The sequence below is a fragment of the Candidatus Poribacteria bacterium genome, assembly GCA_026702755.1.
Classification (GTDB): domain Bacteria; phylum Poribacteria; class WGA-4E; order WGA-4E; family WGA-3G; genus WGA-3G.
This window is the reverse complement of sequence record JAPPBX010000058.1, coordinates 68,264-92,534: the sequence shown is the minus strand read 5'-3', so window position 1 is coordinate 92,534 and position 24,271 is coordinate 68,264. Positions and strand designations below refer to the sequence as shown.

Genomic DNA, 24,271 nt, shown 5'->3' with positions numbered 1-24,271 from the left:
CACGCATCAAACTCAACAAATTATATCCAGCAATATAAATGTGACAGACTACTAGACTTATGTTCAGTTAGTGTTTTCTTTTGTTCGCCTGTGTGGGCATTCCAGAGGCGGATGGTATTGTCCCAACTTCCGCTTGCAAGTATATTTCCATCTGGACTGAGTGCTACGGTATCAACAACATCTCTATGTTCAGCTAGTGTTTTCTTGTGTTCACCTGTGTGCGTATCCCAGAGGCGAATACCGTCGTCACTTCCACAAACAAGAGTTTTTCCATCAGGACTAAACACCAGACTGCGAGCAAGATCATCAAACCCATTTTTGGTCCCATTGAGTGTTTTTATGGGGTGCCTTGTGTCCGCATCCCACAGACGAATAATTCCTGTGTAATATCCAATTGCGATAACGTCACCATTGAAGTTGAACGCTACACTACAGACACTCTCCGAATGTCCAGTGAATGTATGTTTTTCGTCGCCTGTGCGTGCATCCCAGAAGCGGATAGTTCCATCACCACTTCCACTCGCCAATGTTTTTCCATCTGGACTAAACGCTAAGTGTCGAACATATCGCGTGTGTCCAGTGAGGGTTAGCCTATGTTCGCCAGTGTCCGCATCCCAGAGGCGAATTGTTTTATCATAAAGTGATGAAGTAGCGATTGTTTTTCCATCAAGGCTAAACGCTAAGTTGTCAACATGCTCCCCATGTCCGGTGAGTGTCATCTTGAGTTCGCCTATCTCTACGTCATAGAGGTAGATGCTGCCATTGTCATCACCACCAATAGCAACCGTTTTACCATCAGGGCTGAACGCTGCGCCTGCAGTAGAGCAAGCCGGATGCATAGCGAATGTTTTCTTTTCTTCACCAGTGTTTGAATTCCATAGACTAATTTGGTTCTCCCAACTCACACTCACAAGTGTCTCGCCATCTGGTGTGAAGGATAACATATTGGCACTTTTCGTATCCTTTGTGAGTGTATACTTCTGTTCTCCTGTAATTACGTCCCATAATCGAATAGTGCCGTCCCGACTATCACTTGCCATTGTTTTTCCATCAGGACTGAATACCACGCACCAGACTAAATCCGTATGTCCGGTAAGTGTCATTAATGCACCCGTCCGCCTATCCCACAGGGTAATGGGACCGTCCACACTTCCGCTTGCAATGATATGTCCATCCGGACCGAATGCGAAGGAATCAACTTCACTCGTATGCTCTGTGAGCAAATTGACCTCTTGATGTGTTGTCGTATCGTAGAGCCAAATTCCAATCCCGCCCGCAACAGCGAGAAACTTTCCATCTGGTGAATACTGTATCTCAGTTATCTTCCCTTTACCGAACCGCGCTTTGGCATCTTCCGGTAGGTTCCATTGTGCAGTATCTTGTGTTAAGTTGTTTTCCATTGTTTTCCTTCCTGTTGATAGACCATCGTTGCTATTCTTACCCGGGATTGTATCGTTGCCTACTCGGTTTCGCAAATCGGGCTTCGATTGAATATCAAGAACAATAGGTGCGTCAACAATTTCAATAGTGCTTTCTGATTGTGCCTTAAAACTATACGGCTGCTGGAAATTCGTAATCAATTGATTGCTCGCGCCCATCAATAAGATGACCAAAATAACAGATGAACCTAACGCTGCTAAGGGTAGTAACGGCTTAGCCGCTGAAGAGGATGGCTGTTTTACTGGATCAATGTTCCGCATGATGTTTTCAATTAGATTTGGATGTAATAGAACACTATCGAGGGTCTCACGAATTATGTGTTCTTCGTTTCTTAATCGCTTTCGCGCCCGTTGCAATCGACTTTTAACCGTATTGGGAGATACGCCTAAAAACTTACTAATCTCTTCACGGTTCATTTCGCCGAGATAGTAAAGTACCATTACTGTGCGTTCGCTCTCCGGCAGTTTTTCCATGAGTTTTTGCACGATTTCACGTTGATGCTCAACTGAGGCATCTTCACGCTGTTCACGGACATAGTTTGAATAAGCAGTTTTTTCAAGTGTTTCTTCACTGATGACTTCCAGCGATTGCGTGTCCAATTGTTTCTTCAGTTGCTGCTTACGGAACCATGCTCTGCAAAGCCGGTCGGCAATCACGTAGAGCCATCCGGGAAACTGCCTCGGATTTTTCAGCGAGGCAAGTTTTTTGTGTACTTGTAGGAAAGTGTCTTGAGTGATTTCTTCAGCGATATGGAAATCCTTGACTTTCCGCCATACGAGTGCGTGAACGCCTTTTTGGTGTTTTTTTACCAAAATGCTAAAGGCAGTCTCGTCCCCAGCCAATATATTCTGGATGAGTTCAACATCATCTTTTTCCATCAGAGACCTCCCAAAATCAATTTAGTCCCATAATTGTTAGTGACGCGATTTTGGGGTGGGTAGGATGCATGATTGTCATAATTGAGAAAAATCTGGAGTTTTAAATCAATCGCTCAAGCCGAGTTGCTTACTTAGTTCCATCAAACGTTCATTAATGCCTGTTTTATCAATTCGGTTTCCATCTACAAATTCTTGGTATTCCGGCAACAACCCATCTGGAACCATTACACGGGAGTTAGCTTCCCGTAATGCTAAGAGTCCCATGAAGATTTGCATCTCCCGTGAATAGTCTGGTATGAAGTCGTTCAGTGTTTGGTGGAGTTCGTTTTCTGTGAAGGTATCGCGACCGTTGCGTTTCGCTATATTATTTGCGCGTTGGACAATCAAGAGCAGATCTCGCCAAGTCAACCCGTCTGTTTCTGCACCGCCGACAAGTGCTTGGAAGTTGATATTCCCCGATGTTTGGCCTTGACAGAGTATCCTTAAAATTTCTACTCTACCATTACCTGTAGGTGGCAGCATGATCACTTTAGTATCGAAAATACCGTACCGTCGAAAAATTGACGGCATTAAGTCTGGTCGCTGCGATCCGCCCACCCATATCACGCTACCGTGCAACGACACATCATTCATAGCATTCACAAGAGCCTGAGGAAACATTCGCTCATGTTCCTCTGGATTCATCGTGGTATACGGCGATGCCTGCTCAATGTCATCTATAAAAACAACCGTGGGAGCAATACCGCGGATAAAATTGAGACCAGCATTCAAGTTCCGTTCATAGGTGTTTCCGCTTTCATTGATGTTTACTGTTACTTCACCTAACTGATTGGCGTAGCGGAGTCGGAGGAAAGCCATGTTCGCCTCACCAGCGAGTACCCTTGCAGCGTACACCTTGCTGGTCCCATGCGGACCGAGAAAGAGCATGCCCCGCGGCACACGGCGCAGATCTCGATTTTTTATACCCTCTGCAATATCCCTGATGATTCGCATTACATACCAACTATCGTCAGAAGGTCCCCTCTGAGCTTCACCGAGTTCAAGAACACCGTGGCTGAAGGTCTTGATGCTCTCGCGTCGGTATCTGAACAACGGTTCCCCGCCTGCTTTCTGTTGTGCCGATTCTGCCTGTTGCACAACATCGTGAATGCCGAAGAGGTTCAATCCTACCGTTTCTTGTGCTAAGTCTTCCCTCTCGCGATTATCTCCGAGGGTTTTACGCATTTGTGACGAACCCTCCGAGATGTCATGCAGATGTTCAATAAACCTTAAACGTTCGGCACGGTCAGGGAATGGAATTTCTATCATAGGAATTTCTGGATTCACGGTGAAATTTGGGTGTATGTCAAACGTGTTGTGAGTAAGGAGAAGAATGATGTGTCCGCTTCTTCGGATTTCCAGATCGGATGCCCAATTTTGGACCTGATTGAACAAGAGTTGTGTTTCATTTCCAGCGGCGTTGCTCAACGATGGATCGTTTGGCGCAAGCTGCTCCAGAAAATTGATAACCAACCCGATTTTTGCCCTTCTTTGATGCAAGAGATTATTTAACTTCTTCCGTAACTCCTCAGAAGGCGCGGGATCCAGTATCACGAAGGGGTCTTCATGTTCCTTGTCAAATGCTAAATCGGCATTAATTCTTGGACGTACAAGTTCGGGGTCTATATCCTGTTCGGTGAGGTTAACGTCTTCCGCGTCTCTGAAGCGTTGAAGGGTCTGAAGCCATGTCGCTATACTCTGGAAATGAAAAACACCGGTTTTGTTGTACGCTGGGAGAATCTTGAGCATTCTCTGTGTGTCCTGCCATTGATTAACTTTTGGGAAATGGATTCCGTCCGATGTATTATATCCGAGAACGAATTGGCAGCCTAATACATTGAGCTGCTCCATGAGATAGTTCACAGTAGGTAAATAGCTGTAAACATCGTCGTATAGCAGGTCATTTACATTAAAATGGAGCAGAAATTGGTGGGCAGAACCCGCATTATGGTGTTTTTTGATTTCATCCCAAAACATTTTTTGCTACGATTTAATGAATCGTGTAACCCCGAACACCCCCTACTTTTAGACTGGACAGAGCAGTAGGCATTTTGATAGCCGTAAAGCGCAGCCCCAGTGAAGCGATATATGTGTGGAAAAAATTGAATTAGAAGGATACCTTGGCTATTCCTTTTTAACCCAATCTGTCAATGCGAATTCATAAAAAATTGTCCAGGGCTTAGTATGGTGTAGAAAGTGGGATAAATTGCACGACGATATACCCGCAACACACTACAAGGAATGTAATTGTATTTTGGAGGTGTTCGCCGTAAGGTTGGCGGTATTTAGGGGTTTAGGTTTACAATTATGAGTGACGCGATTTTGGGGTGGGTAGGATGCACGATTGTCATAATTTGAAAAAAAGAAATTTAATCAAGGGTGGTTTATGATTCGCGGCGTTTTCGCCTCACTTGTATACACTTTTAAAGGTGAGTAAATTACAGATAAAGGGTCAAATCCCATAGGAGGATAGAGCCGTCATAACTCGCGCTCGCTAAAAGTGTGTTGTCTGGGGAAAATGCAAGTGCCTGAACATCTGTTGGATGTCCTCTAAATATAACAATCTGTTTGCCGGTTTCAACTTCCCATAAACAGATGACCATTTTCTCCATGCCTTCTCGCCACCATGTCGCAGCTGCAAAATATTTCCCACACGGAGAAAATACTAATGGAAATAATGTCTGACACCCCTGTGGCAATTGAAGTTTCATGTGCAGTTTACAGCATTCAATATCCCACAGCATAATTTCACCCATACCCGCAGCAAAGTATCGTCCACACGGCGAGAACGCGAACTTGTCTGTCACCTGATCGTTTGTTATCGATGTTTTGAACATTTTGTTATAGGTGATGTCCCATAATTGGACATATTCTCCAAGACAAGCCAGATAGCTGCCACACGGAGAAAAGTCTATAAGACGCGGAATATCGCTTGGAAATGTATGTGCCTCTATTCCTTGTTCTAAATCCCATAACCGAACAGGTGTGAAACGCGACTCACTTGCGAGAAAACGTCCGTCAGGACTGAACTTCAACTGTTCAATCTCATCGGGATTATCTTCATCGTCTTCGTCCTCATCTACATGAAGAGGGTGTTTAAACTCACGGAATTTTTCCCCGTGCAGCATGTTCCAGACTATCAAGGTCCCATCATCAAATGCACAAGCCAGTCGATTACCAGTGGGTGTTAATACAGGACGAAGGCTTTTATACTCATGCCTGATGCCGTCGGCAAGCAGTTTCCTGTCATCATCAATTATCCAGAGCGAAACGGTATTTCTGTTGATGGTAGCAACGTGAAACTTTTCGTTGGCAAGTGCATATACAAACTGATTTTTGCCTGCCGACATATCTTGAATCGCGGGCTGCGAACTCTGGTTCGCAATATTCCATAACATTACACCTTCGTGATGATGTTCAGCTGCTAAGGTATTTCCATCTTCCGAAAACACCACCGATGTCGGAAACGAAATAGGTGAGTGCGTCAACTGTCGCTTATATGGGTATTCAGGAGTCCAAACGTTGATAAATTCGTGTCTGCATTCGTAGGCAAGCTGCGAACCATTTGAAAATTCTATAGTGTTTCCCCAATCATCTGCATCGGAAAATTGTACGGTATTACCCCAAACTTGATCGTTATAAAGTTGTTCTCCGCTTTCAAGGTCACGGACAGAGATGGTAGCGGGACCGGTCTCGTCGTAATTTACAATTGCTGCGCGGAGGATTCCGTCAGGTGAATAGGAAGGAATGATACGATACACGTCACCAAAATCGGTATATGACTGTACCTGTTGCCAAGTGCTAACATCCCATACGTACACTGTACCATCTTCACCACCAGAAGTGAGAAACTCCCCACACGGTGAGAAGCAGAGAGTAGATATCCAATAGGTGTGTGCTGTGAGGGATGCGATTTGTTGACCACTTTCCATATCCCACACTACTATTGCATCTGCATTCTGAGTCGTGTCAGTTTTACACGTAGATGCTATTAGTTGAGTATCCGTTGAAAAGACGATAGGACGGAAAAAACCTGCTTTTTCAGTGTTGGCAGTAAATTTTGCAAGCGATTTGCGGGTTTCTGGATGCCAGATTTCAACGATGGAAGAACCTGCATAGGCGGCTGCGATATATTGATTATTAGGTGAAAAGGTCAATCCGGTGATATAATCATCCGTCTCTATTTGTGTTAAGCAAGCACTGTTTTGGATATCCAATACTTTTAAAATTTGGTCTGAATTGCTGGTGGCTAACCATTTTCCGTTAGGTGAAAAGGCGATTCGTCCCACCATGCCGCGTTCTGTCTCCCAGAGTGCAATAGGGGACAGTGTTGCTAAGTCATACAACCAGAGTCCTAACCAATTGCCGATAGCGAGATACTGTCCATCAGGTGAAAAGGCGATGTCAGGTTCACATCCGCGCCCTAAACGAGCAATTGCACCCTCTGGGAGTGCCCGTGTTGTTACATCGTTTTCGTTTGTCTCTACGGGTGCCGAAGGCACCAACGTTTTGTTTCCCATCAAATTTTCCTTGCATCCTACAGATACGGTTTCAAGTTCCATACCAAGATAGTAACATCAAGACCACTACTTGCCAAATGCGTGCCATCTATGGATCAGCAACCAACTTTGCGAGTTCCCACAAAAGGATCGTCCCGTCACGACTTCCACTCGCAAGCGACTTACCGTCCCGTGAATACGCAAGACTGTCCACCACATCTGTGTGTCCCGTAAGCGAGTGCAGGAGTGTTCCAGTCTGCACGTCCCAAAGGTGAATCGTGTCATCGTTTCCACCGGCGAGTGTGCCGCCATCAGGTGAGAAGACCACAGATGCAACATTCCGCGTATGTCCTCTGAGCGTTTGCAACAGTTCGCCTGTTTGACTGTCCCACAAGCAGACCGTGCCATCCCAACTCCCACTCGCTATTACCCTTCCGTCGGGTGAATATACTACAGTGTAGACCTTTCCTGTATGACCGGTAAGCGTTTTTAAGAGTTCTCCAGTAGCGACATCCCATAAACGGATTGTGTTATCGTGACTACCACTCACAAGCATCCTGCTGTTGGGTGAAAACGCCACAAAAGCGACATCTTCCGTATGCCCCGCGAGGGTATGCAACAAATCCCCGATGAGGTACAGTTCACCAGTGCGGAGCTTCCACAAGCGAATCGTATTATCGTGACTACCGCTTGCGAGCATCCTACCGTTAGGTGAAAAGGCAACGGAAGAAATCAGCTCCCTATGTCCAGAAAAGGTTCCGAGAAACCGTCCTGTTTCCACATCCCATAGGCGAGCTTTATTAGCATTAGCACTCGCGACTATACTGCCATCGGATGAATACGCTACCGAACGGACGTTTTCCGAACGGAAATGTTCCGGCAGAATTCTGATGGTTTTCGGGTGTTCCCCGGTTGCCAGATTCCAGAAGTTGATTTTAGACACGTTCCCACTCACAAGCGTGTTACCATCCGGGGAATATGCGAGAGAAAAGACGTGGAGCACGTGCCCTGTAACGGTTTTTAAGGATTTACTGGTTGCAATATCCCAAAACTGAATCTTACCATCTTCGCTTGCACTGGCGACTGTCTTTCCATCCGGCGAATACGCCACAGAGATGACCGGAGCATCATGCTCAAGCGTCTTCAGGAGTGCCCCAGTGGCAACATCCCAAAAACTGACAAGATCGTTACGACTCGCGCTGGCGAGTGTCCGCCCGTCTGGGGCAAACACTACAGCGTTGATTTCGCCATCTGTTTTACACGCTCTCAAAAGTTCGCCGGTGCCGATATCCCAAAAACGGATGGTGTGATCAGTATCCCCGCTGACAAGCAGACTCCCATCAGGTGCGTACACAATGCGTTCTACCCAATCCGTATCCTCAATAGAGATGTTGAGAGATTTTGCCGTGCGCGGATCCCAAAACCGGATGCCGCTATCTCCCCACGCTGCACTACTTGCAAGAACTGCTCCGTCGGGAGAAAACGCTACCGAGTAAACATGCTCCGTATGTCCCTCAAGCCTTGCTTTCCATTCTCCCGTGTTGAGATCCCAGAGACCCACAGTATTGTCATCACTCCCAGTGGCAAGGAGCCGACCATCTGGAGAGAAGGATACTGCATTGACATCATCCGTATGCCCTACGACACTTACTTTGTGTTCACCTGTATTCGTATCCCACAACCAAGCGGTGTTATCATCACTTGCAGTCGCAAACATTGTGCCATCAGGACTAAACGCTATCGAATTGACAGGCCCCGTATGCCCCGTGAGCAGGTCGAGCGGTTCACCGGTTTGCACATCGTAGATCCAGATGCCTATAGTGCTTGCAACGGCGAGTTTTGTACCGTCCGGAAAATACTTTATCTCATTTACCCTACCTTTCCCAATACGATTTTTAGCACGGGTGGGTAAACCCCACAGGGCATTCGCCTGCGCAAAGGCATTTGATGATAAACAGATGCCTGAAATTAGCGGTAAAATTATCAATAATAGGTTCAGAATTTTCATTGTGTTAAATCCCACAGAATTATAGTGCTATCTCGGCACCCGCTGGCGAGGGTACGTCCATTTGGTGAATAGGCTACAGAATACACAGGGTCTGCTATATGCCCAGTAAAGGTTTTCAAACGTTCGCCAGTAGCAACGTCCCATACAGAGACCTCACCTGAACCACCGCTGGCAAATGTACGACCATCTGGGGAATATACGACGGAGTACGCGCCCTTTTCTACGGTGACGGTTTTTAGGAGTTCACCGGTATCCACATCCCAGAAACGAATACCGTGATCGCCATTGTTGCCTGTACTGGCCAGCGTTTTTCCATCCGGCGAGTACACCACAGAATCAATTGTATCTGCCTCCGTTTCAATAGTGTTTAGGAGTTCACCCGTATCTATGTTCCAAAAACGGATTGTTCCATTATCACCACCACTTGCAAGTGTCCCTCCATTTCGAGAGAAGGCCACAGTTTTAATACTGGACGAATGCCCGGTAAGGGTTTTTAAGGGCTCTCCAGTGTGTGGATTCCACAAGCGGATTGTATGGTCCCAGCTCCCACTCGCGAGTATCTGTCCATCCGGACTGAAGACGACCGATGAAATGCCCTCCGCATGCCCTTCAAGCGTTGTTACCTGTTTCCATCTGCTGACATTCCATAACAGGATCGTGTTATCGCGGGTTCCGCACGCAAGCGTTTGTCCGTCGGGAGAATACGCAATTGAAGCGACTGAGCTTTCAGGCACGAGGGTTTGTACGAGTTTTTCGGTTTCAACATCCCAAAAACGGAGGACCCCGGCTAAACTCACCAATGTGTGTCCATCTGGCGAGTAGACCACGGAATCGATGACCTCCGAGTAGCCAGTGATCGTTTGCAACAACTCTCCGGTGTCGGTATCCCAAAAATGCAGCCCAAATTGATCGGAACCCACGAGTATCTGCCCATCGCGAGAATACTTCATGTCACCCACACTTCCGCTGGGCAATTTGAAGGCGTGTAAAAGTTCGTCGGTGTTAGCATCATAGAGTAGGATTTTGCCGTCATCGTCATTACAGACATAAGTGCTGCCATCCGGGGAGTAGGACACGCTATACAGTTCTGTACCCGCATTGATGGTTTTCAGATGCTCTCCAGTGTGTGTGTTCCACAATTGGATCGTTCCATCGTAATGTGCAGTCGCAAGCGTTTCATTATCTTTTGAAAAGTCCATAGAAGCAACCTCTTTTGTATGATCACTGAGGAGATGCAGAAATTCACCCGTCTGAGCGTTCCAGAGACAAACGTTGCCGTCTCCACCTTGGCTGGCAATTTGTTCCCCATTTGGAGAATATATCAAGGCATCAACAGAATTCGCGTGTGCTGCAAACGTTAGTAGGAGTTCACCTGCAGCGACATGCCAAAGGCGGATGACCTCGTCGGTTCCACCACTTGCAAGCCTATGACCATCGGGACTGAACGCTAACACTTTAACATTACCCGTATGCCCTGTGAGCGTTGCTTTCAGATCGCCGGTGGCACCATCCCATAAACGGACGGTATGGTTATCACTCGCGCTTGCAAGCGTTTTGCTATCAGGGCTGAAAACAATAGCGGTATGTCCTATGAGTGTCGACTTAAGTTCACCGGTAGCACCACTCCATAAACGAATGACCTCGTCGTTCCACCTGCTCATACTCGCAAATGTCTTGCCATCAGGACTAAAAACGGCACGGTTGACGTAATATGTATGCCCTGTTAGCATATCGAGTTCTTCACCCGTCCGTGCGTCGTAGATCCAGATGCCTATGGTACTCCCGACAGCGAGCTTCGTACCGTCCAGTGAATATTCAAAGTCAAAAGGATAACCTTTCCCGAACCGCGCTTTGGCATCTTCCGGTAGATTCCATTGTGTTGTATCTTGTGTTAAGGTGTTTTCCATTGTTTTCGTTCCTGTTGATAGACCATCGTTGCTATTTTTGCCTGGGATTGTGTGGTTACCTATTCGGTTTTGCAAATCAGATTTTGATTGAATATCAAGAACAATAGGTGCGTCAACAATTTCAATAACGGTTTCCGATTTCGCCTCAAGACTATACGGCTGCTGAAAACGCATGAGTAATTGAGTGCCCGCCCCTATCAGCAAAAATGCCAAAACAGCCGATGAAGCGAAAGTTGTCCACGGTAGCCGGTTGCCACCCTGAGGGGATACTTCTTTCAGTTTGGCAATCTGCTCCATGATGTTCTCAGTTAAGTTAGCGGGGAGTTGGATACCACTGAGGGTTTCACTAATTATATGCTCTTGATTCTTTAAACTCTCTCGAGCCCGTCGTAGTCGACTTTTAACCGTGTTCGGGGACACGCCCAAAAATCTACCAATTTCTTCACAACTCATTTCTCCGAGATAGTAAAGCACCATCACCGTGCGTTCACTCTCAGGGAGTTTCTCCATGAGTCTTTGCACGATCTGACGTTGATGCTCAACGGCTTCTTTTTCACGCTGCTCAGCAGTGTAGTGGGCATAATCAGTCTTTTCCAATGTTTCTTCGCTGGTCGCTTCCAGCGATTGCATATCTAACCGTTTCTTCAGTTGCTTCTTTCGGAACCATGCTTTGCAAAGCCGGTCTGCGATCACATAGAGCCACCCGGCAAACTGACTCGGATTTTTTAGCGAGGCAAGTTTTTTATGTGCCTGTAGGAAAACGTCTTGGGTAATCTCTTCAGCGATATGGAAATCTCCGATTTTCCGCCACGCGAGCGCATGAACGCTTTTTTGGTATTTTTTAACTAACGTGCTGAACGCAGCTTCATCACCTGCTAATATACTGTTAATCAATTCAACATCGTCTCTTTCCATCAGAGACCTCCCACAATCAATTTAGACATGCAAAGCCACAATCAACTACACACTTGCAGAAGGCGAGGTTCCTACGGGAAATACGCGGAAACATCCAAGCAAAACACCCCACCAGCGAAGATGAAGGGTCTATTGTTGCCTAAAATGTTAACGTATTTTCGGGCTTTACTATAAGATGGTGACGCGATTTTACGATAGACAGGTTGCATGATTGTCATAAATCGCAAAAAAAGGAGAATATAAGCGGTAATTTCTGAATTGCTGATGGTACAGATTTTAAGTGGTTTTTAAAGGAGATATTATGCCAAAAATCGGCGAGACTGGGAAAACTCGCCTACCGAGAGACAGGCTATTTCCAAGTTTCGCCGTTTATAAAGTACTATTACCCCTATTAATCTTCATCTTTGATAGCGATAATAGGAACAACTGTAACAGGAAATGCGGATGGTTTGTAGTTTCCATCTGGTGCTTTGGTTGGGAATTTGTATTGAGGGTCTGTCAGAAGTTTGTATACTGCAGCATCTCCGGTTCTAACCCGTTCTCTGGTATTCAATTCCCATTCGACATCGAGTGCCTCGCGCCGCCCTGGAAAGTTTTGCGTCCCCAATATCGATGTCAAAGCCCAATAGATATACTCCGTAACCATGCAACTATAGTCACAGGTTTCATCCGTATAGTGATACCAAGCTTCTTCTGGATACCCGCTCTTGGGTCCACCTTTCGGTACTCGCTCAAAGTATCCGCCACGGGCGGCATCCATGCACTGCGCTAAGGTGGACCCCCGTACCTCCCCGAACACCTCCGGGTAAGCGTTGGCATAACCATGTTGTGTAATGGGATGTAGAATTTCCTCTAATGCGCCGTCGTAGTAATGACCATCGGGGGCATTGATTTTGCCATCAATAAGGAAATCCGGTTTGGTTTCCTCGCCATACAAGCCTTGACCAAAATGATAACCCGCGTCTTCTACAAGCTCCATTTCCAACCACTCCATCTCCGCCTCTGTGCCGGGCATAATGATGAAGACGTTTCGGCTCACCAGATGACTAAGAACCAGCGTGTTGTCAGGAACACCGTCTTCATCGTTATCAAGATATTGTGCCAAAACGCCTGCGGCGTGGGAGAGTTTATCTTCAGGAGTCGTTTGGCTTGCGAAGATGTGAACACCGAAAACGTTGGCGTATTTGTCACAACCCACTTGCCCGAAAGCAGAAAATTCACTCGGTATCTCTACGATTTCGATTCTTGGCGTTACTTCAATGCTTTCCATTACGTCGTCGCTAACAATTTGGGCTGATGCGATGCTCATTAAAACCAGCATAATTCCAGCAGTCATGGTTTCCCTCTCTTCCAAGGTGAGTGGCGGGTAACTTGATAACCCTAAAATTCAACGGACGAAACTTTGAAAATTGGGCTTATGCGAATCGAACGCCTAACTTCACATTCTCACCCGGGGCAGTTGCGATCTTCGGGTACTCGTCCAATAGATCGTCAAAATCGACAACAGGATGTATAACCGGTTCAGATTTCAGGCTACCATCGCAAAGCAGCCGCCAACTGATCTCAAAGAGTCTGCCTTCATTCCAATTCGGATATTCCGGATTCGGTTCGCTACAGGCACGTGAGAACACAATCGTCGGTCGATTGAAATGCGCTTCGGCACCGAGATCTAATCCTGCGGGGTAGATACCGGGCCATGCCCCAGCGACAACCGTCCCTAAATACGTCACACCGCGAATAGCGTCTTGCAGTGCCGTATGATGACCGCTATATTCAATACAAACGTCAGCACCACGTTTATTGGTAGCTTTTTTAATCTCCAAACCGGCATCATCTGTTGTAGGGTCAATGACCATATCAGCACCGCATTCGAGGGCAACATTGCGGCGTAGTTCAAGCGGATCAACACCAATTACAGGGTAGGCACCCGCCAACTTCGCAAGCTGCAGTGCCATCAGTCCGATGCCACCCATTCCAAAGACAGCCACGGCATCACCGATGCGGATATGACCGTCGCGCACTGCGCCCAGGGCAAAATCCGTTGGATCCAGACAGACCGCTGCCTGCCAAGGCACACCATCGGGCAGTTTCCGGGTACCTGCTGCGTTCCAAACATGTTCCTCGCGGAAAGAGCTGTGCCGAAAAACCCGCTCTCCAACCTCAACATCGGTAACGTCCGCGCCAATCTCAGTTACCTCGCCAACACACATGTTCCCAAGTCCTGAAGGGTAGTGCACCATTCCAGAAGTGTTTGCGCGAAAGATTTTATATTCGCCATCGTAGCCACCGCGTGGACCCGCATACCCCTTATACGATGCCATCTCTGAACCGTGCTTGGCTGCACCAAACTGGCTCTTGACACGAATTTCATTCGCTTGCAAGGGTTGGCTTTCATATTCTCGGAAAGCGACCTGTTCTTGTGCCGGTGCAATGAGTTCTCTTAGCATACTGTTTTATCTCCTTCCTATGTTATTTGCTGTCAAATTGGAACAGAACGGACGCATATTCAACGGACTGAAGGACGGAAGGATGGTGAAACATCCGTCTACACTTCCAATCTTCCTGTCTTCCAATTCCATGAGCAACGAATAGATTTTACGTGAGTTCCGTTAGAGGTTCAATTTTAATCGGTGATTGCTTGGTAGCAGAGGGTGCGAATCCTCCCTCCGAGATCCAAACCGCCGGTGGGATGCAATTGGCCCATGAAGATACCAATCATCTGTTCTTGAGGGTCAATGAAGAAACTGGTAAAGAAGAAACCACCGCCGCTATACGTTCCGACTGATCCGATATCCCAGAGATCTGACTCGTCGCGAACAATACTAAAACCGAGACCAAATCCGTAATTGACATCCATTCTGGTAAGCTGATCCGTAGTCATGAATTCAACGGTTTTTCGGCTCAACAATCGGACACCGTCAAGTTCTCCGTCGTTGAGCATCATCTGTGCAAAACGGGCATAATCAGTGGCAGTAGAGACTAACCCAGCACCGCCAGAGAAATAGGTTCGCGGTCCATTGTACGGATAGTCGGTTGAGTAGATCACCGAACCGTTCACTGTCGGTTCTTGGGATTTTCGCATTATTGGACCGTCTCCGGTTCGTTCGTACACCGTTGCGATCCGTTCACGTTTCGCTTCCGGAATAAAAAAGTGTGTGTCTGTCATACCGAGCGGTTTGAAAATACGCTCAGAGAAAAACTGATCAAGCGGCATCCCCGATACGACCTCGACGAGGTAACCGAGTACATCTATTGAGAGACCGTACTCAACTCTATCATTCGGTTGATGCAACAATGGGATCGTCGCCAACACTTTCATCTTCTCTTCAAGCGTGCTTTCATCCTGCAAAAGCCCGTGGGTGATACCCGCATCGTTGTATTTCGGACCGAGTCGCTCGTTCCAGTGATACGTTAGACCAGACGTGTGGGTGAGCAGGTTCCAGATGGTAATCTGCCGTGTTGCCGGTACAGGTACTGCCGCATCTTCAGCATCTTCCGGTGGCAGCACAAGCATCTCCTTGAAAGCCGGAATGAAATTTGAGACTGGCTCATGTAACCGAAAATGCCCTTCTTCATAAAGCATCATTACAGCGACACTCGTAATCTGCTTGGTCATTGACGCAATACGGAAAATGGTGTCGGGCATCATCGGCTTTTCTGCCTCTACATCCATCATACCGTGAGCCCCGAGATACGCGATCTTTCCGTACCTCTCAATCAGTATAACACCGCCAGCGATTTTCTGTTGAGCGATGTGCGTTTCCATTACTTTATCAATTCTTGAGAGCCTTTCGGTAGAAAGCCCAACTGCTTCGGGTTCCACCATTGGGAACTCATGACTGAAGGCAGATACCGTCAGAATCAACAAGAACGAGATGTATACTAAAATCCTGTCAGTTTTTCTCAACTTTGCAACCTCACTTTTTCTCATAAACCCACAAGGGTAGGCACGAGACCTACCCCTACAGTATAATTGGTGCGTTCAAACGTATAGAAACCGTTAGGTAGCAACTCGAATTACCAAACCCTTCGGATTGAAAGCACCCATGCTTTAGTAGGGTGATGAAAATCCGCCTTCTTGGAAAGGACCAAACGCCTGAAAAAGATTTGACCTTCGGTCCGAAAGATGGTAGAATATAAGTATCAAGTCGGCAGACAGTCTAAGCATTGTCGCTTGACAATGTGTCTGCCTACCCACTTAGACGGGGGTTAAAATCTTGATACTTGATACCATGTTTGCTTTTACTTTTAAACTCTTTCGTGCCCCCCGCAATCGCAACTTAAAACGCTTAGTGTGGATTGCACATGATATATTTAACTACTTTCTCGGGTGGCAACGCACGCGATATTCTCTCGGATTGCCGTATATGTCTTTCTATGAGATGTCGCGAGAGTTCACCAGCCTGCGTAAATCACACCCTGAGATATTTTCCCATTGGCGTGAGTTAGATTCTTGGGCTGCCCGCCGGGTACTCAAACGGCTTGATGACGGATACCAGCGATTCTTTAAGAAGATAGCCAAACGTCCGCCGAAGTTCCGTTCTTGGAGAAATCCATATTCCTTCACGATGGGTCCATCAGGATTTGAGTTTGCCGACCCCGAAGAAGGCGATCTTGGATTTGGTATCTATGGTGACAAAGTGCGTATCATGAAACGCCACTATCGTTTTAATCTCAGTCGTCCGATACTCGGAAATATTAAGACCGTTGCCGTCAAAGAAGATGGCCTTGGTGATTTCTATATGTCTGTTGTAACAGACCACATCGCAACCGAATCTACACCTAAGACGGGTAAAGCTGCAGGGTATGACTTCGGTATCAAAACGCTGTTCACCTGTTCCGATGGCACACAACGAGAATCCCCTCACTTCTATAGCACCTCACACGCTGATTTGAAATCTGCCCAACAAAGGCATTCAAGCAAAGTCAAAGGTAGTCATAACAGAGAGCGAGAGCGTTTAAACACTGCCCGTGTTCACCGAAAAATCAGACGGCAGCGCGAGGACCATCATTGGAAACTCGCCAAGTCTTTAGTGCATCAGCACGATATACTCTGTTTTGAGACGCTTTGCTTTGAAGGAATGAAACGTCTCTGGGGACGTAAAGTCTCTGATATTGCGCCGTATGGGTTCCATCAGAAGTTGCAGCACCAAGCCAAAAAACATGGGAAGCAACTTTGCTATATTGATCGGTTTGAACCCACGTCAAAAACGTGTAGCACCTGCGGACAGCCTCAAATGTTCATGGACTTGTCAGTGCGTTACTGGCGGTGTCAAGGGTGTAAAACGAATCACCATCGCGACGTGAACGCCGCGGTCAACATTCTTAAGGTTGGGACATCAACCTTTGGGTTAGAAGGTGTCAGACTTGCGCTCGCAAGTAACCCTCGCAGACTTCATCCGAAGTCTATACCCCACAATCCCACTGCAAAGCAAACGGATTCTCTTTAGAGAATCTCCCATGCTTTAGCAGGGAGAGTATGTCAATTTTAAGCCAAAATGTCACGGACGACATGCCCATGGACATCGGTGAGGCGGAAGTCTCTGCCTTGGAAGCGATAGACGAGTTTCTCATGGTTAATCCCGAAGAGGTGCAGCATCGTGGCATGGAAGTCGTGGACATGCACGATATTTTCAACGGCATTATATCCCAACTCATCAGTGTTTCCGTAACTAACACCACCTTTGATGCCACCACCCGCCATCCACATCGAAAATCCTTTGATGTGATGGTCGCGTCCGGTGCCTTGTGCCATTGGTGTCCGACCAAACTCACCACCCCAGATCACCAAGGTTTCGTCTAACATGCCACGCTGTTTCAGATCGTTGACGAGCGCAGCGGTTGCCTTATCAACATAGCCAGAGGTTGTCTTAATAGCGTTCTCAATGCCGCCGTGATGGTCCCAACCACGGTGGTAGAGTTGGATAAATCGCACGCCACGTTCGGCTAAGCGTCGTGCGAGCAGGCAGTTTGAGGCGTAGGAACCATCACCCGGCTTCGCGCCGTACGCATCCAGAACGTGCTGTGGCTCTTTAGAGATGTCGGTCAACTCCGGGACACTCGTCTGCATGCGGAACGCCATCTCGTATTGACTGATACGCGTCGAGATTGCCGGATCGTCCACAGTCTCGTCGAGCATACTGTTCAACGATTGCACGGCATCCACAACGTCTCGCTGTTGTTCTGTGTTCACACCACCGGGATTGGTGACATAATGAACGGGATCGCCAGTTGAATGGAACTGGACACCTTGAAACTGACCAGGCAGAAATCCGCTATGCCACTGCCGGGTTGCAATCGGTTGATCTTGACCACCACCAGAAGAGGTGAGAACAACATAGCCGGGTAGGTTTTCGTTCTCACTGCCAAGTCCGTAGAGCAACCACGAACCCATACTCGGTCTTCCCGCAATTGCAGTGCCAGTGTTCATAAAGGTGTGTGCTGGATCGTGGTTAATCTGCTCGGTTTTCAGGGAGCGAACGATGCAAATATCATCAGCGAGGCTTCCAATATGTGGAAACGCCGTACTCATCTCCTGCCCCGATTGCCCATATTTTTTGAATTCATGTGTTGGACCTAAGCACTTGAGTGAATCCGCTTGTCCTTGGAGCTGTGCAATCGGCTGCCCTTCAGTGAAAGACTTTGGCATCGGTTGCCCATGGAGTTCTGCGAGTTTCGGTTTGTAATCCAAAGTCTCCAGATGTGACGGACCGCCTGCCATACAGAGGTGGATAATAGTTTTTGCTTTCGGTGGTACATGTGGTGTGGTAACAATACCTGGCCACCGCTCAATCTCCGGTGCAGCATTAACAAGTGATGGTGTCAGTAAAGATGCAAGCGCGAGCGATCCAACACTCCGCACCGTTTTTCCCAGAAATGTCCGCCTCGTAAGGCGTAAGTTGGTTTCTTCATGAATATCCATAGCCATATCTGATTCCTCCTATTTGCAGAAGATAGCAGGTATCCTCCGCAGGTTTCCATCGCGAATTGGAAACTCCAGGTTATATGTCGGTGCCTTTAGTTTTCATAGAATCCTTATTCTCCATTCTCCACCGTGCTCAGGATTATGAATTAATCCTTTTTTCATGTCAACACAGAGGTCAAGAGCCTCTAAGATCATGTGTCCAACGAGGATAGGCATACCCTCGGGGAGGTCTGTTACCCGAATAGAGTCGCTTCGTTCCAGAACGGTATATTCCACCTCTGAATAAATAACGCGTTCTACCATACCATTGGCGGTTTCTGCTTGAACCCTTCTGAGTGGCGTAAGTCCGAGTTGTTCGATAAGCGGTGCGGGTAAACAAAGTCCTGTGGCACCAGTATCAACGAGTGCTTCTTCGACGGTCAGTCGTCGAACATCTTCGGGTTTCATAACGCCTGCTCTTACCAAAATCAGATCGCTCTGATTTGTTAGTTCTATTTGTGTTGTCTGTTCCATTTTTAATGTTTCCTGTTTTTTTTCCCTTAGGACTCTGGTGCCAAGGTCTTTGACTGCACAGAAACCGCATGCATGAAAGTTTCTGTCGCCCATTGGTCAAGGCTTTTCCCACTGGCTTCCGCAGCTTCTGCAATCGCTACATGGATGTCCGGCGGAATTCGCAATCTTAACTTTCCGGAATATGACTTTTGAGGTGGCTTATTCAGTCTTTCACACGTTTCCAGATAATCTTCCACGGCTTCTTCAAAAGCCGCTTGAAGTTCAGAATCAGTGTCCGCGTGAAACCCGATAATGTCGGTTATACCTGCAATATGACCGACGAAACATCCGTCTTCTTCACTGTACTCAATGTGTGCGCTATACTCTTTGTACTTCATTCAGTTATCTTTGCTCTTCCAAAAAACGCCGAGCGTCCTTCACTTGATAAGGGTATGCTTCTTTTTCACTGTGAGGACGGTGAAAGGTTACGATAGCACCATTCAATTCAAACCTCACCCTCGATTCTTTTCCCTTAATGGATTTTGCTCTATACGTAGTCAAGAAAGACTCTACCCTCCACCATTTTAATGTTATCGGGTCCGGTGTTCTGAAAATAGCGTCTAAAGTTTCCTGGATCGTAAAGCGTCTTACGATTAACTCAGTGATGCCGTAAATGAGTCCAATTATGCCAATTAATATCAAACCCCATAAGCCTATAAGAAATACATCCCAACTATTCCTAAGAATTCCATTAAGTAACCCAAGTGCCAGACAGAGACCAGTTAAAATAAGAAAAACACGCGTCAACCCATATAAAACTTTTTTTAAATTAATGGATTTCATCTGTTATTTCCCAGATTTATCCTCAGTTATTTACAAAATTCACAAACTGAACTACTGCTTTGTTGCACCAAAGTTGAAGTATAGAAGTCGCGAGCACGCGGAAACACCCAAGCAAAAACACTTGCTCCTACAAGTAGATCCGCGGACATCACGGCATCCAGACGCGCTCTAAATACGTTTTACCCATCATTTTGATGTGGACAGAACACTACCTTTACTCTAAATCTGAATCCGCTCGGGATGTTCAACAATAGGCAAAGAAACGTGGCAATAAGGATATCCAAGGTGCTGTTGCATGTTTAACAGCCGCCTTTGAATTTCTGTCCGTTGCGCGGTCCATCGGTTGATCATTGGTTGATCAAAAGTTGCTATTATATGCATGCCCAAAATATCTCCACTTGAAGTCGTTCCAAATGTCGCCAACGCGAGGACTTCCGCATCTTCTTTTGTGAAACCGTATTCTCGTAAACGCCTCGCCCACCGTTTGAAGTATTGTGTAGGATATAAAACTTGTGTTGCTTCCAAGAAGTGCTGAATAATCACAACATAACGCGGTAAGTGTTCTAAACGCTTCAATAAGTTGTGCGTCTGTGGGAGTATAAACAACGCAATTTTACCAGAACGAGCACCTTGATAAAAGTAAAGAGCAAACAACTCAGTTGATGTCACTGTACGTTCTTCGACAAGTTTTAGCATCCCTTCCATGATGTGTCGTGCTGTAACTTTATCGAGCAGGCAGCGCATTTGGAGGCACCTCTACTTCTTCGATGTCTTCAAGGGCAACTTCACTCCATTTGTCCCAAAGTTTCGCTCGCTCCGCCTCAGATAACTCAAGGTATTGCCCAAGCGTGAGTCCGTCTAAGAATGGCTCATCCGAGGATAACGGCTCTCCTCCGAGTTCGACCAGAAGTTCTTGTTTGAGTTCCGCAACAGTTCGATTCGCCTCGTCAAGTAACTTTTCTTGTTTGATCGCTTCAGCAGTCAACTCCGGTACCATCGCCAGCAATCGCTGTCGGTCTTCTGGATGCATCCGTTTAATCAAGGCCGCGACCTGTTCAAGACTGACTGGTAACGTGAATATGTTTGTTTGCATGATTTTTTCCTATAACTTAATGGAAGCGCGGTTGAAAACCGCGCCTACCAGTTTAAACGATCCACGATTAATACCGAGTGATCGTTTCATGCAAGTTCAGTATCACCCGTGCTACAGAAGTCCACGCCGCTAATTCGTCTGACGCAACATCTTCGGTCGCAGGTGCTTCGCCTGTCGCGACAAGCGCATCAGCAGCATCAAGGTTAGCCGTATACTCGGTTTGGTGTTTTCCATAGAGATTTGCCATAATCTCCAGTTCCTGGGGCTGCGGCATTCGAGACAGGACCCGCTGATACGCCCAGTTGATACGCTCTGCAATGGATTCACCGCCTTCACTGAGAATCCGCGCAGCAAAGACACGCGCCACTTCAACGTAAGTTGGATCGTTAAGTAGAGTCAGTGCCTGCATCGGCGTATTGGAAGTTGCACGTTCGGCGGTACACTCCTGACGGCTCGGTGCATCAAATGCCATCATACTTGGATGCAAGAAAGTGCGCTGCCAGTGCGTATAAAGCCCACGGCGATACTGATTTTCTCCTGTATCATGGGCATAGACCCGCTTCGGAAAGTTTAGGTTTGAATAGTAACCCTTCGGTTGGTAAGGTCTCACACTCGGACCGCCGATTTTGGGAACAAGGAGCCCACTCAAAAACAGCGCGTTATCGCGGACCGTCTCTGCACCTAATCGCCAACGGGATTGTCGGGCAACCAAACGGTTGTAAGGATCCTTTTCGCGCAACACCTCCGTCGGTTTCGAGGATTGACGATAGGCATTCGAGGTGACGATAAGTTTTACGATATGTTTGACGTTCCAACCGCTCTCCATAAATTCGACAGCAAGCCAATCAAGCAATTCAGGATGTACAGGTGCTTCACCTTGTGCACCGAGGTCATCCAAGACGCGGGACAATCCCATTCCGAAGTAGAGTGCCCACAAACGATTTACAAAAGCACGCGCTGTCAATGGATTTTCCTTCGACACGACCCACCGCGCAAGCTCTAATCGAGTCGGACGGCGGTTTTTGATACCCAAGTCCCCAAGGAACGTCGGTATCATCGGTTCGACGATCTCACCGGAATCGTCCAGCCAGTTGCCTCGTGGTAAAACACGGGTCGTGCGCGGTTGTGTGGATTCAGTCGTGAGTGAGTAAGGGATTTCTTTTTCTACCTCGGATTTCTGCTTCCGTAAATCTGCCATCTGATTGCGGATACCGTCGAGTGCTGGTGTGATGCGCCGATATTCCGCTGCAATCTGCTCGCGTTGACTTGTCGTTCTAACGGAGGCATCTACCTGAATTGCTGCAATCACCTGTTCCGTATGGGTGTGTTTCACTGCTGAACCGCGAGTGGTCGCGATGCCAGCCACGTCCCAATAAGCGGTGCCACCAAACTGGGTGAAAGCCATCCCATTAAGGACACTTCCCGATTTTAATCCAACATCCGTCGGATCTACCTCAAGTCGCACCCATTCACCAGCTGCTGGCAGGGGTCCCATCGGTTTATGAGCAGGTGTGTCGTTTCCAATCCCACCAGACTCGATTTTATCTTCACCCCAAAACGCTCGGTGGTCCCAATTGCCGTCATTCCATTGGAGCATGACTGTTTCTGGGGGTGCCTCTGGGTCAATCCAGATGTAAGCAAAAAGTTGATCGTCTTCAGCGAGGGTAAACTTCCGATTAGCACCTCGGAAGGCGTGCTGGACTGTCTGCTCAGCTTCCGCTGTCTGGCGACGTGATAACAATTTACTGAAAACAGGGGCTTCATTCTTGCCGACAAACGTCCATGTACCCTCGGTCCTACCGCCGTTTGCCTGTGCATCGTCCACCCAAGCAAAATCAGTAGATTCTGTTGATTCGAGAAGTGAAAGAATCTCGTTCTCCCACGATGCCTGTTCTGCTGCCAATCCGGGGGACGATGCCTTGAACACCTGTTCTAACTTTGCCAATTCGTCGTTAATTTCTCGCAATGTTGATTCCTGCATACGGGTGGGTAACATAACGACAGGTTCCCACTTACTCCCACCGCCGTATACACCAGGTCCTTTAACATCGGCAAAGAATGCAGCAAAACTATAAAAATCCTTGGCAGTGTAGGGGTCAAATTTGTGGTCGTGACACTGCGCACAACCGAGGGTTGCACCTAACCAGACGGATGCAGTTGTCCGCACCCGATCTGCAGCGTAGATTGCGAGATATTCCTTCGCTTGTGCACCGCCCTCTGAGGTTGTCTGATTTAGACGGTTATAACCGGCAGCCACCTTCTGTGTAACTGTCGGATTCGGTAAGAGATCGCCTGCAAGATTTTCGAGTGTGAACTGATCAAACGGCATGTTGTCATTAAACGCTTTTATCACATAATCGCGATAGGGCCAGATGCTCACATTTTCATCAGCATGGTAACCGCTCGTATCCGCATAGCGCACGAGATCGAGCCAGTACATTGCCAACTGCTCACCGTACTGCGGTTTAGACAGAAGCCTGTTAACGAGTGAGTCGTAGGCATCCGGGGTTTCATCTCTTAAAAAATGCTCTACCTCAGCAGGCGTAGGTAGCAATCCAGTAAGGTCAAAATTCAAACGACGGATGAGCGTCCGCTTATCCGCCTCTATTGACGGTGTGAGTCCCTCTGCCTCTAACTTTCCAAGTATAAACGCGTCAATAGGATTGCGAACCCATGTGCTGTCTGTGACAGTAGGAGGTTCAACCCGATTCGGCAAACTGTAGACCCAATGATCTTCCCATTCAGCACCCTCGGCAATCCACTGAATGAGCGTGTCGATCTGTTCCTGTGTTGGCTGCCGATTGGAGATCTGTGGCGGCATCCGCTGGTCGATGTCTTCGTGTGTGATGCGCAGGACTAATTCGCTGTTCTCCGGTTCACCCGGGACGATGATTGGATAGCCACTCGGTGCAGAGAAGGCACCTTCTTTAGTGTCAAGTCGTAGGTTGGCTTGACGCACCGCCGAATCGGGCCCGTGACACGCAAAACATTTATCTGACAAGATTGGCAGAATATCTCGGTCAAATCGAAGTTTCTCGGCATCGGCGGGTTGCAATACAATTGCCACTCCCAACAGGAATATTATAAGACCTATGCAACGCCTGCGAACTGATGTCGAACCGTTCAAACGTAATAACTGTGTCATTATAGAATGTTTCCTCCGTTTTTCTGTACGGGTGATGTCCGATGTTCACCTATCGTTAACTTCCATACATCAACGTCCGTCTCACTA

16 protein-coding genes are annotated in these 24,271 nt (G+C 47.4%); 1 reads left to right on the top strand and 15 read right to left on the bottom strand.

Translation table 11 applies throughout. The features are described from left to right. Positions 1 to 20 precede the first annotated feature (20 nt). The 8 genes from OXH39_10675 to OXH39_10640 all read right to left on the bottom strand — a co-directional run bounded on the left by OXH39_10675 (position 21) and on the right by OXH39_10640 (position 15,617). Positions 21 to 2,318: a sigma-70 family RNA polymerase sigma factor gene (locus OXH39_10675; protein ID MCY3550910.1), complete on the bottom strand. Its 2,298-nt coding sequence runs from the start codon at positions 2,316 to 2,318 to the stop codon at positions 21 to 23. A 105-nt stretch (positions 2,319 to 2,423) separates the two neighbouring features. After that, a complete protein-coding gene (locus tag OXH39_10670; GenBank protein MCY3550909.1) occupies positions 2,424 to 4,334 on the bottom strand; it encodes an ATP-binding protein in 1,911 nt (636 codons plus the stop codon). 461 nt (positions 4,335 to 4,795) lie between these two features. Continuing rightward, a complete protein-coding gene (locus tag OXH39_10665) occupies positions 4,796 to 6,877 on the bottom strand; it encodes a hypothetical protein (GenBank protein ID MCY3550908.1) in 2,082 nt (693 codons plus the stop codon). A gap of 88 nt (positions 6,878 to 6,965) precedes the next feature. Next, the gene (locus OXH39_10660) at positions 6,966 to 8,864 is read right to left on the bottom strand and encodes a WD40 repeat domain-containing protein (protein ID MCY3550907.1); all 1,899 of its coding nucleotides are present in this window, start codon (positions 8,862 to 8,864) and stop codon (positions 6,966 to 6,968) included. Further along, positions 8,861 to 11,686 carry a sigma-70 family RNA polymerase sigma factor gene (locus OXH39_10655; GenBank protein MCY3550906.1) on the bottom strand — a complete coding sequence of 942 codons (2,826 nt, stop codon included), beginning with the start codon at positions 11,684 to 11,686 and terminating at the stop codon, positions 8,861 to 8,863. The genes OXH39_10660 and OXH39_10655 overlap by 4 nt, the downstream gene beginning before the upstream one ends. A 391-nt stretch (positions 11,687 to 12,077) precedes the next feature. Further along, positions 12,078 to 13,022, bottom strand: coding sequence for a hypothetical protein (locus tag OXH39_10650; protein ID MCY3550905.1), 945 nt, complete (start codon positions 13,020 to 13,022; stop codon positions 12,078 to 12,080). 79 nt (positions 13,023 to 13,101) lie between these two features. Beyond that, complete coding sequence (locus tag OXH39_10645; protein ID MCY3550904.1) at positions 13,102 to 14,133, bottom strand: zinc-binding alcohol dehydrogenase; 1,032 nt, start codon at positions 14,131 to 14,133, stop codon at positions 13,102 to 13,104. A gap of 176 nt (positions 14,134 to 14,309) precedes the next feature. Then, positions 14,310 to 15,617 (bottom strand): serine hydrolase, encoded by a 1,308-nt coding sequence (locus OXH39_10640; GenBank protein MCY3550903.1) that lies wholly within the window; start codon positions 15,615 to 15,617, stop codon positions 14,310 to 14,312. Between the two features lie 286 nt (positions 15,618 to 15,903). On the opposite strand from OXH39_10640, the gene OXH39_10635 reads away from it, so the two are divergent. Continuing rightward, positions 15,904 to 17,136, top strand: coding sequence for a transposase (locus tag OXH39_10635; GenBank protein ID MCY3550902.1), 1,233 nt, complete (start codon positions 15,904 to 15,906; stop codon positions 17,134 to 17,136). Between the two features lie 38 nt (positions 17,137 to 17,174). On the opposite strand, the gene OXH39_10630 is transcribed toward OXH39_10635, so the two are convergent. The 7 genes from OXH39_10630 to OXH39_10600 form a co-directional block, all read right to left on the bottom strand. Further along, positions 17,175 to 18,614 (bottom strand): DUF1501 domain-containing protein, encoded by a 1,440-nt coding sequence (locus tag OXH39_10630; GenBank protein MCY3550901.1) that lies wholly within the window; start codon positions 18,612 to 18,614, stop codon positions 17,175 to 17,177. Positions 18,615 to 18,710: 96 nt separating this feature from the next. Then, positions 18,711 to 19,124 (bottom strand): retroviral-like aspartic protease family protein, encoded by a 414-nt coding sequence (locus OXH39_10625; protein ID MCY3550900.1) that lies wholly within the window; start codon positions 19,122 to 19,124, stop codon positions 18,711 to 18,713. Positions 19,125 to 19,150: 26 nt separating this feature from the next. After that, positions 19,151 to 19,501 (bottom strand): type II toxin-antitoxin system HicB family antitoxin, encoded by a 351-nt coding sequence (locus tag OXH39_10620; GenBank protein MCY3550899.1) that lies wholly within the window; start codon positions 19,499 to 19,501, stop codon positions 19,151 to 19,153. A gap of 4 nt (positions 19,502 to 19,505) precedes the next feature. Next, positions 19,506 to 19,739, bottom strand: coding sequence for a type II toxin-antitoxin system HicA family toxin (locus OXH39_10615; protein MCY3550898.1), 234 nt, complete (start codon positions 19,737 to 19,739; stop codon positions 19,506 to 19,508). A 426-nt stretch (positions 19,740 to 20,165) separates the two neighbouring features. Beyond that, the gene (locus OXH39_10610; GenBank protein ID MCY3550897.1) at positions 20,166 to 20,690 is read right to left on the bottom strand and encodes a hypothetical protein; all 525 of its coding nucleotides are present in this window, start codon (positions 20,688 to 20,690) and stop codon (positions 20,166 to 20,168) included. Beyond that, complete coding sequence (locus tag OXH39_10605) at positions 20,671 to 21,039, bottom strand: hypothetical protein (protein MCY3550896.1); 369 nt, start codon at positions 21,037 to 21,039, stop codon at positions 20,671 to 20,673. Before OXH39_10605 ends, OXH39_10610 begins: the two co-directional genes overlap by 20 nt. A 67-nt stretch (positions 21,040 to 21,106) precedes the next feature. Beyond that, the gene (locus OXH39_10600) at positions 21,107 to 24,184 is read right to left on the bottom strand and encodes a PSD1 and planctomycete cytochrome C domain-containing protein (GenBank protein MCY3550895.1); all 3,078 of its coding nucleotides are present in this window, start codon (positions 24,182 to 24,184) and stop codon (positions 21,107 to 21,109) included. Positions 24,185 to 24,271: the final 87 nt, after the last annotated feature.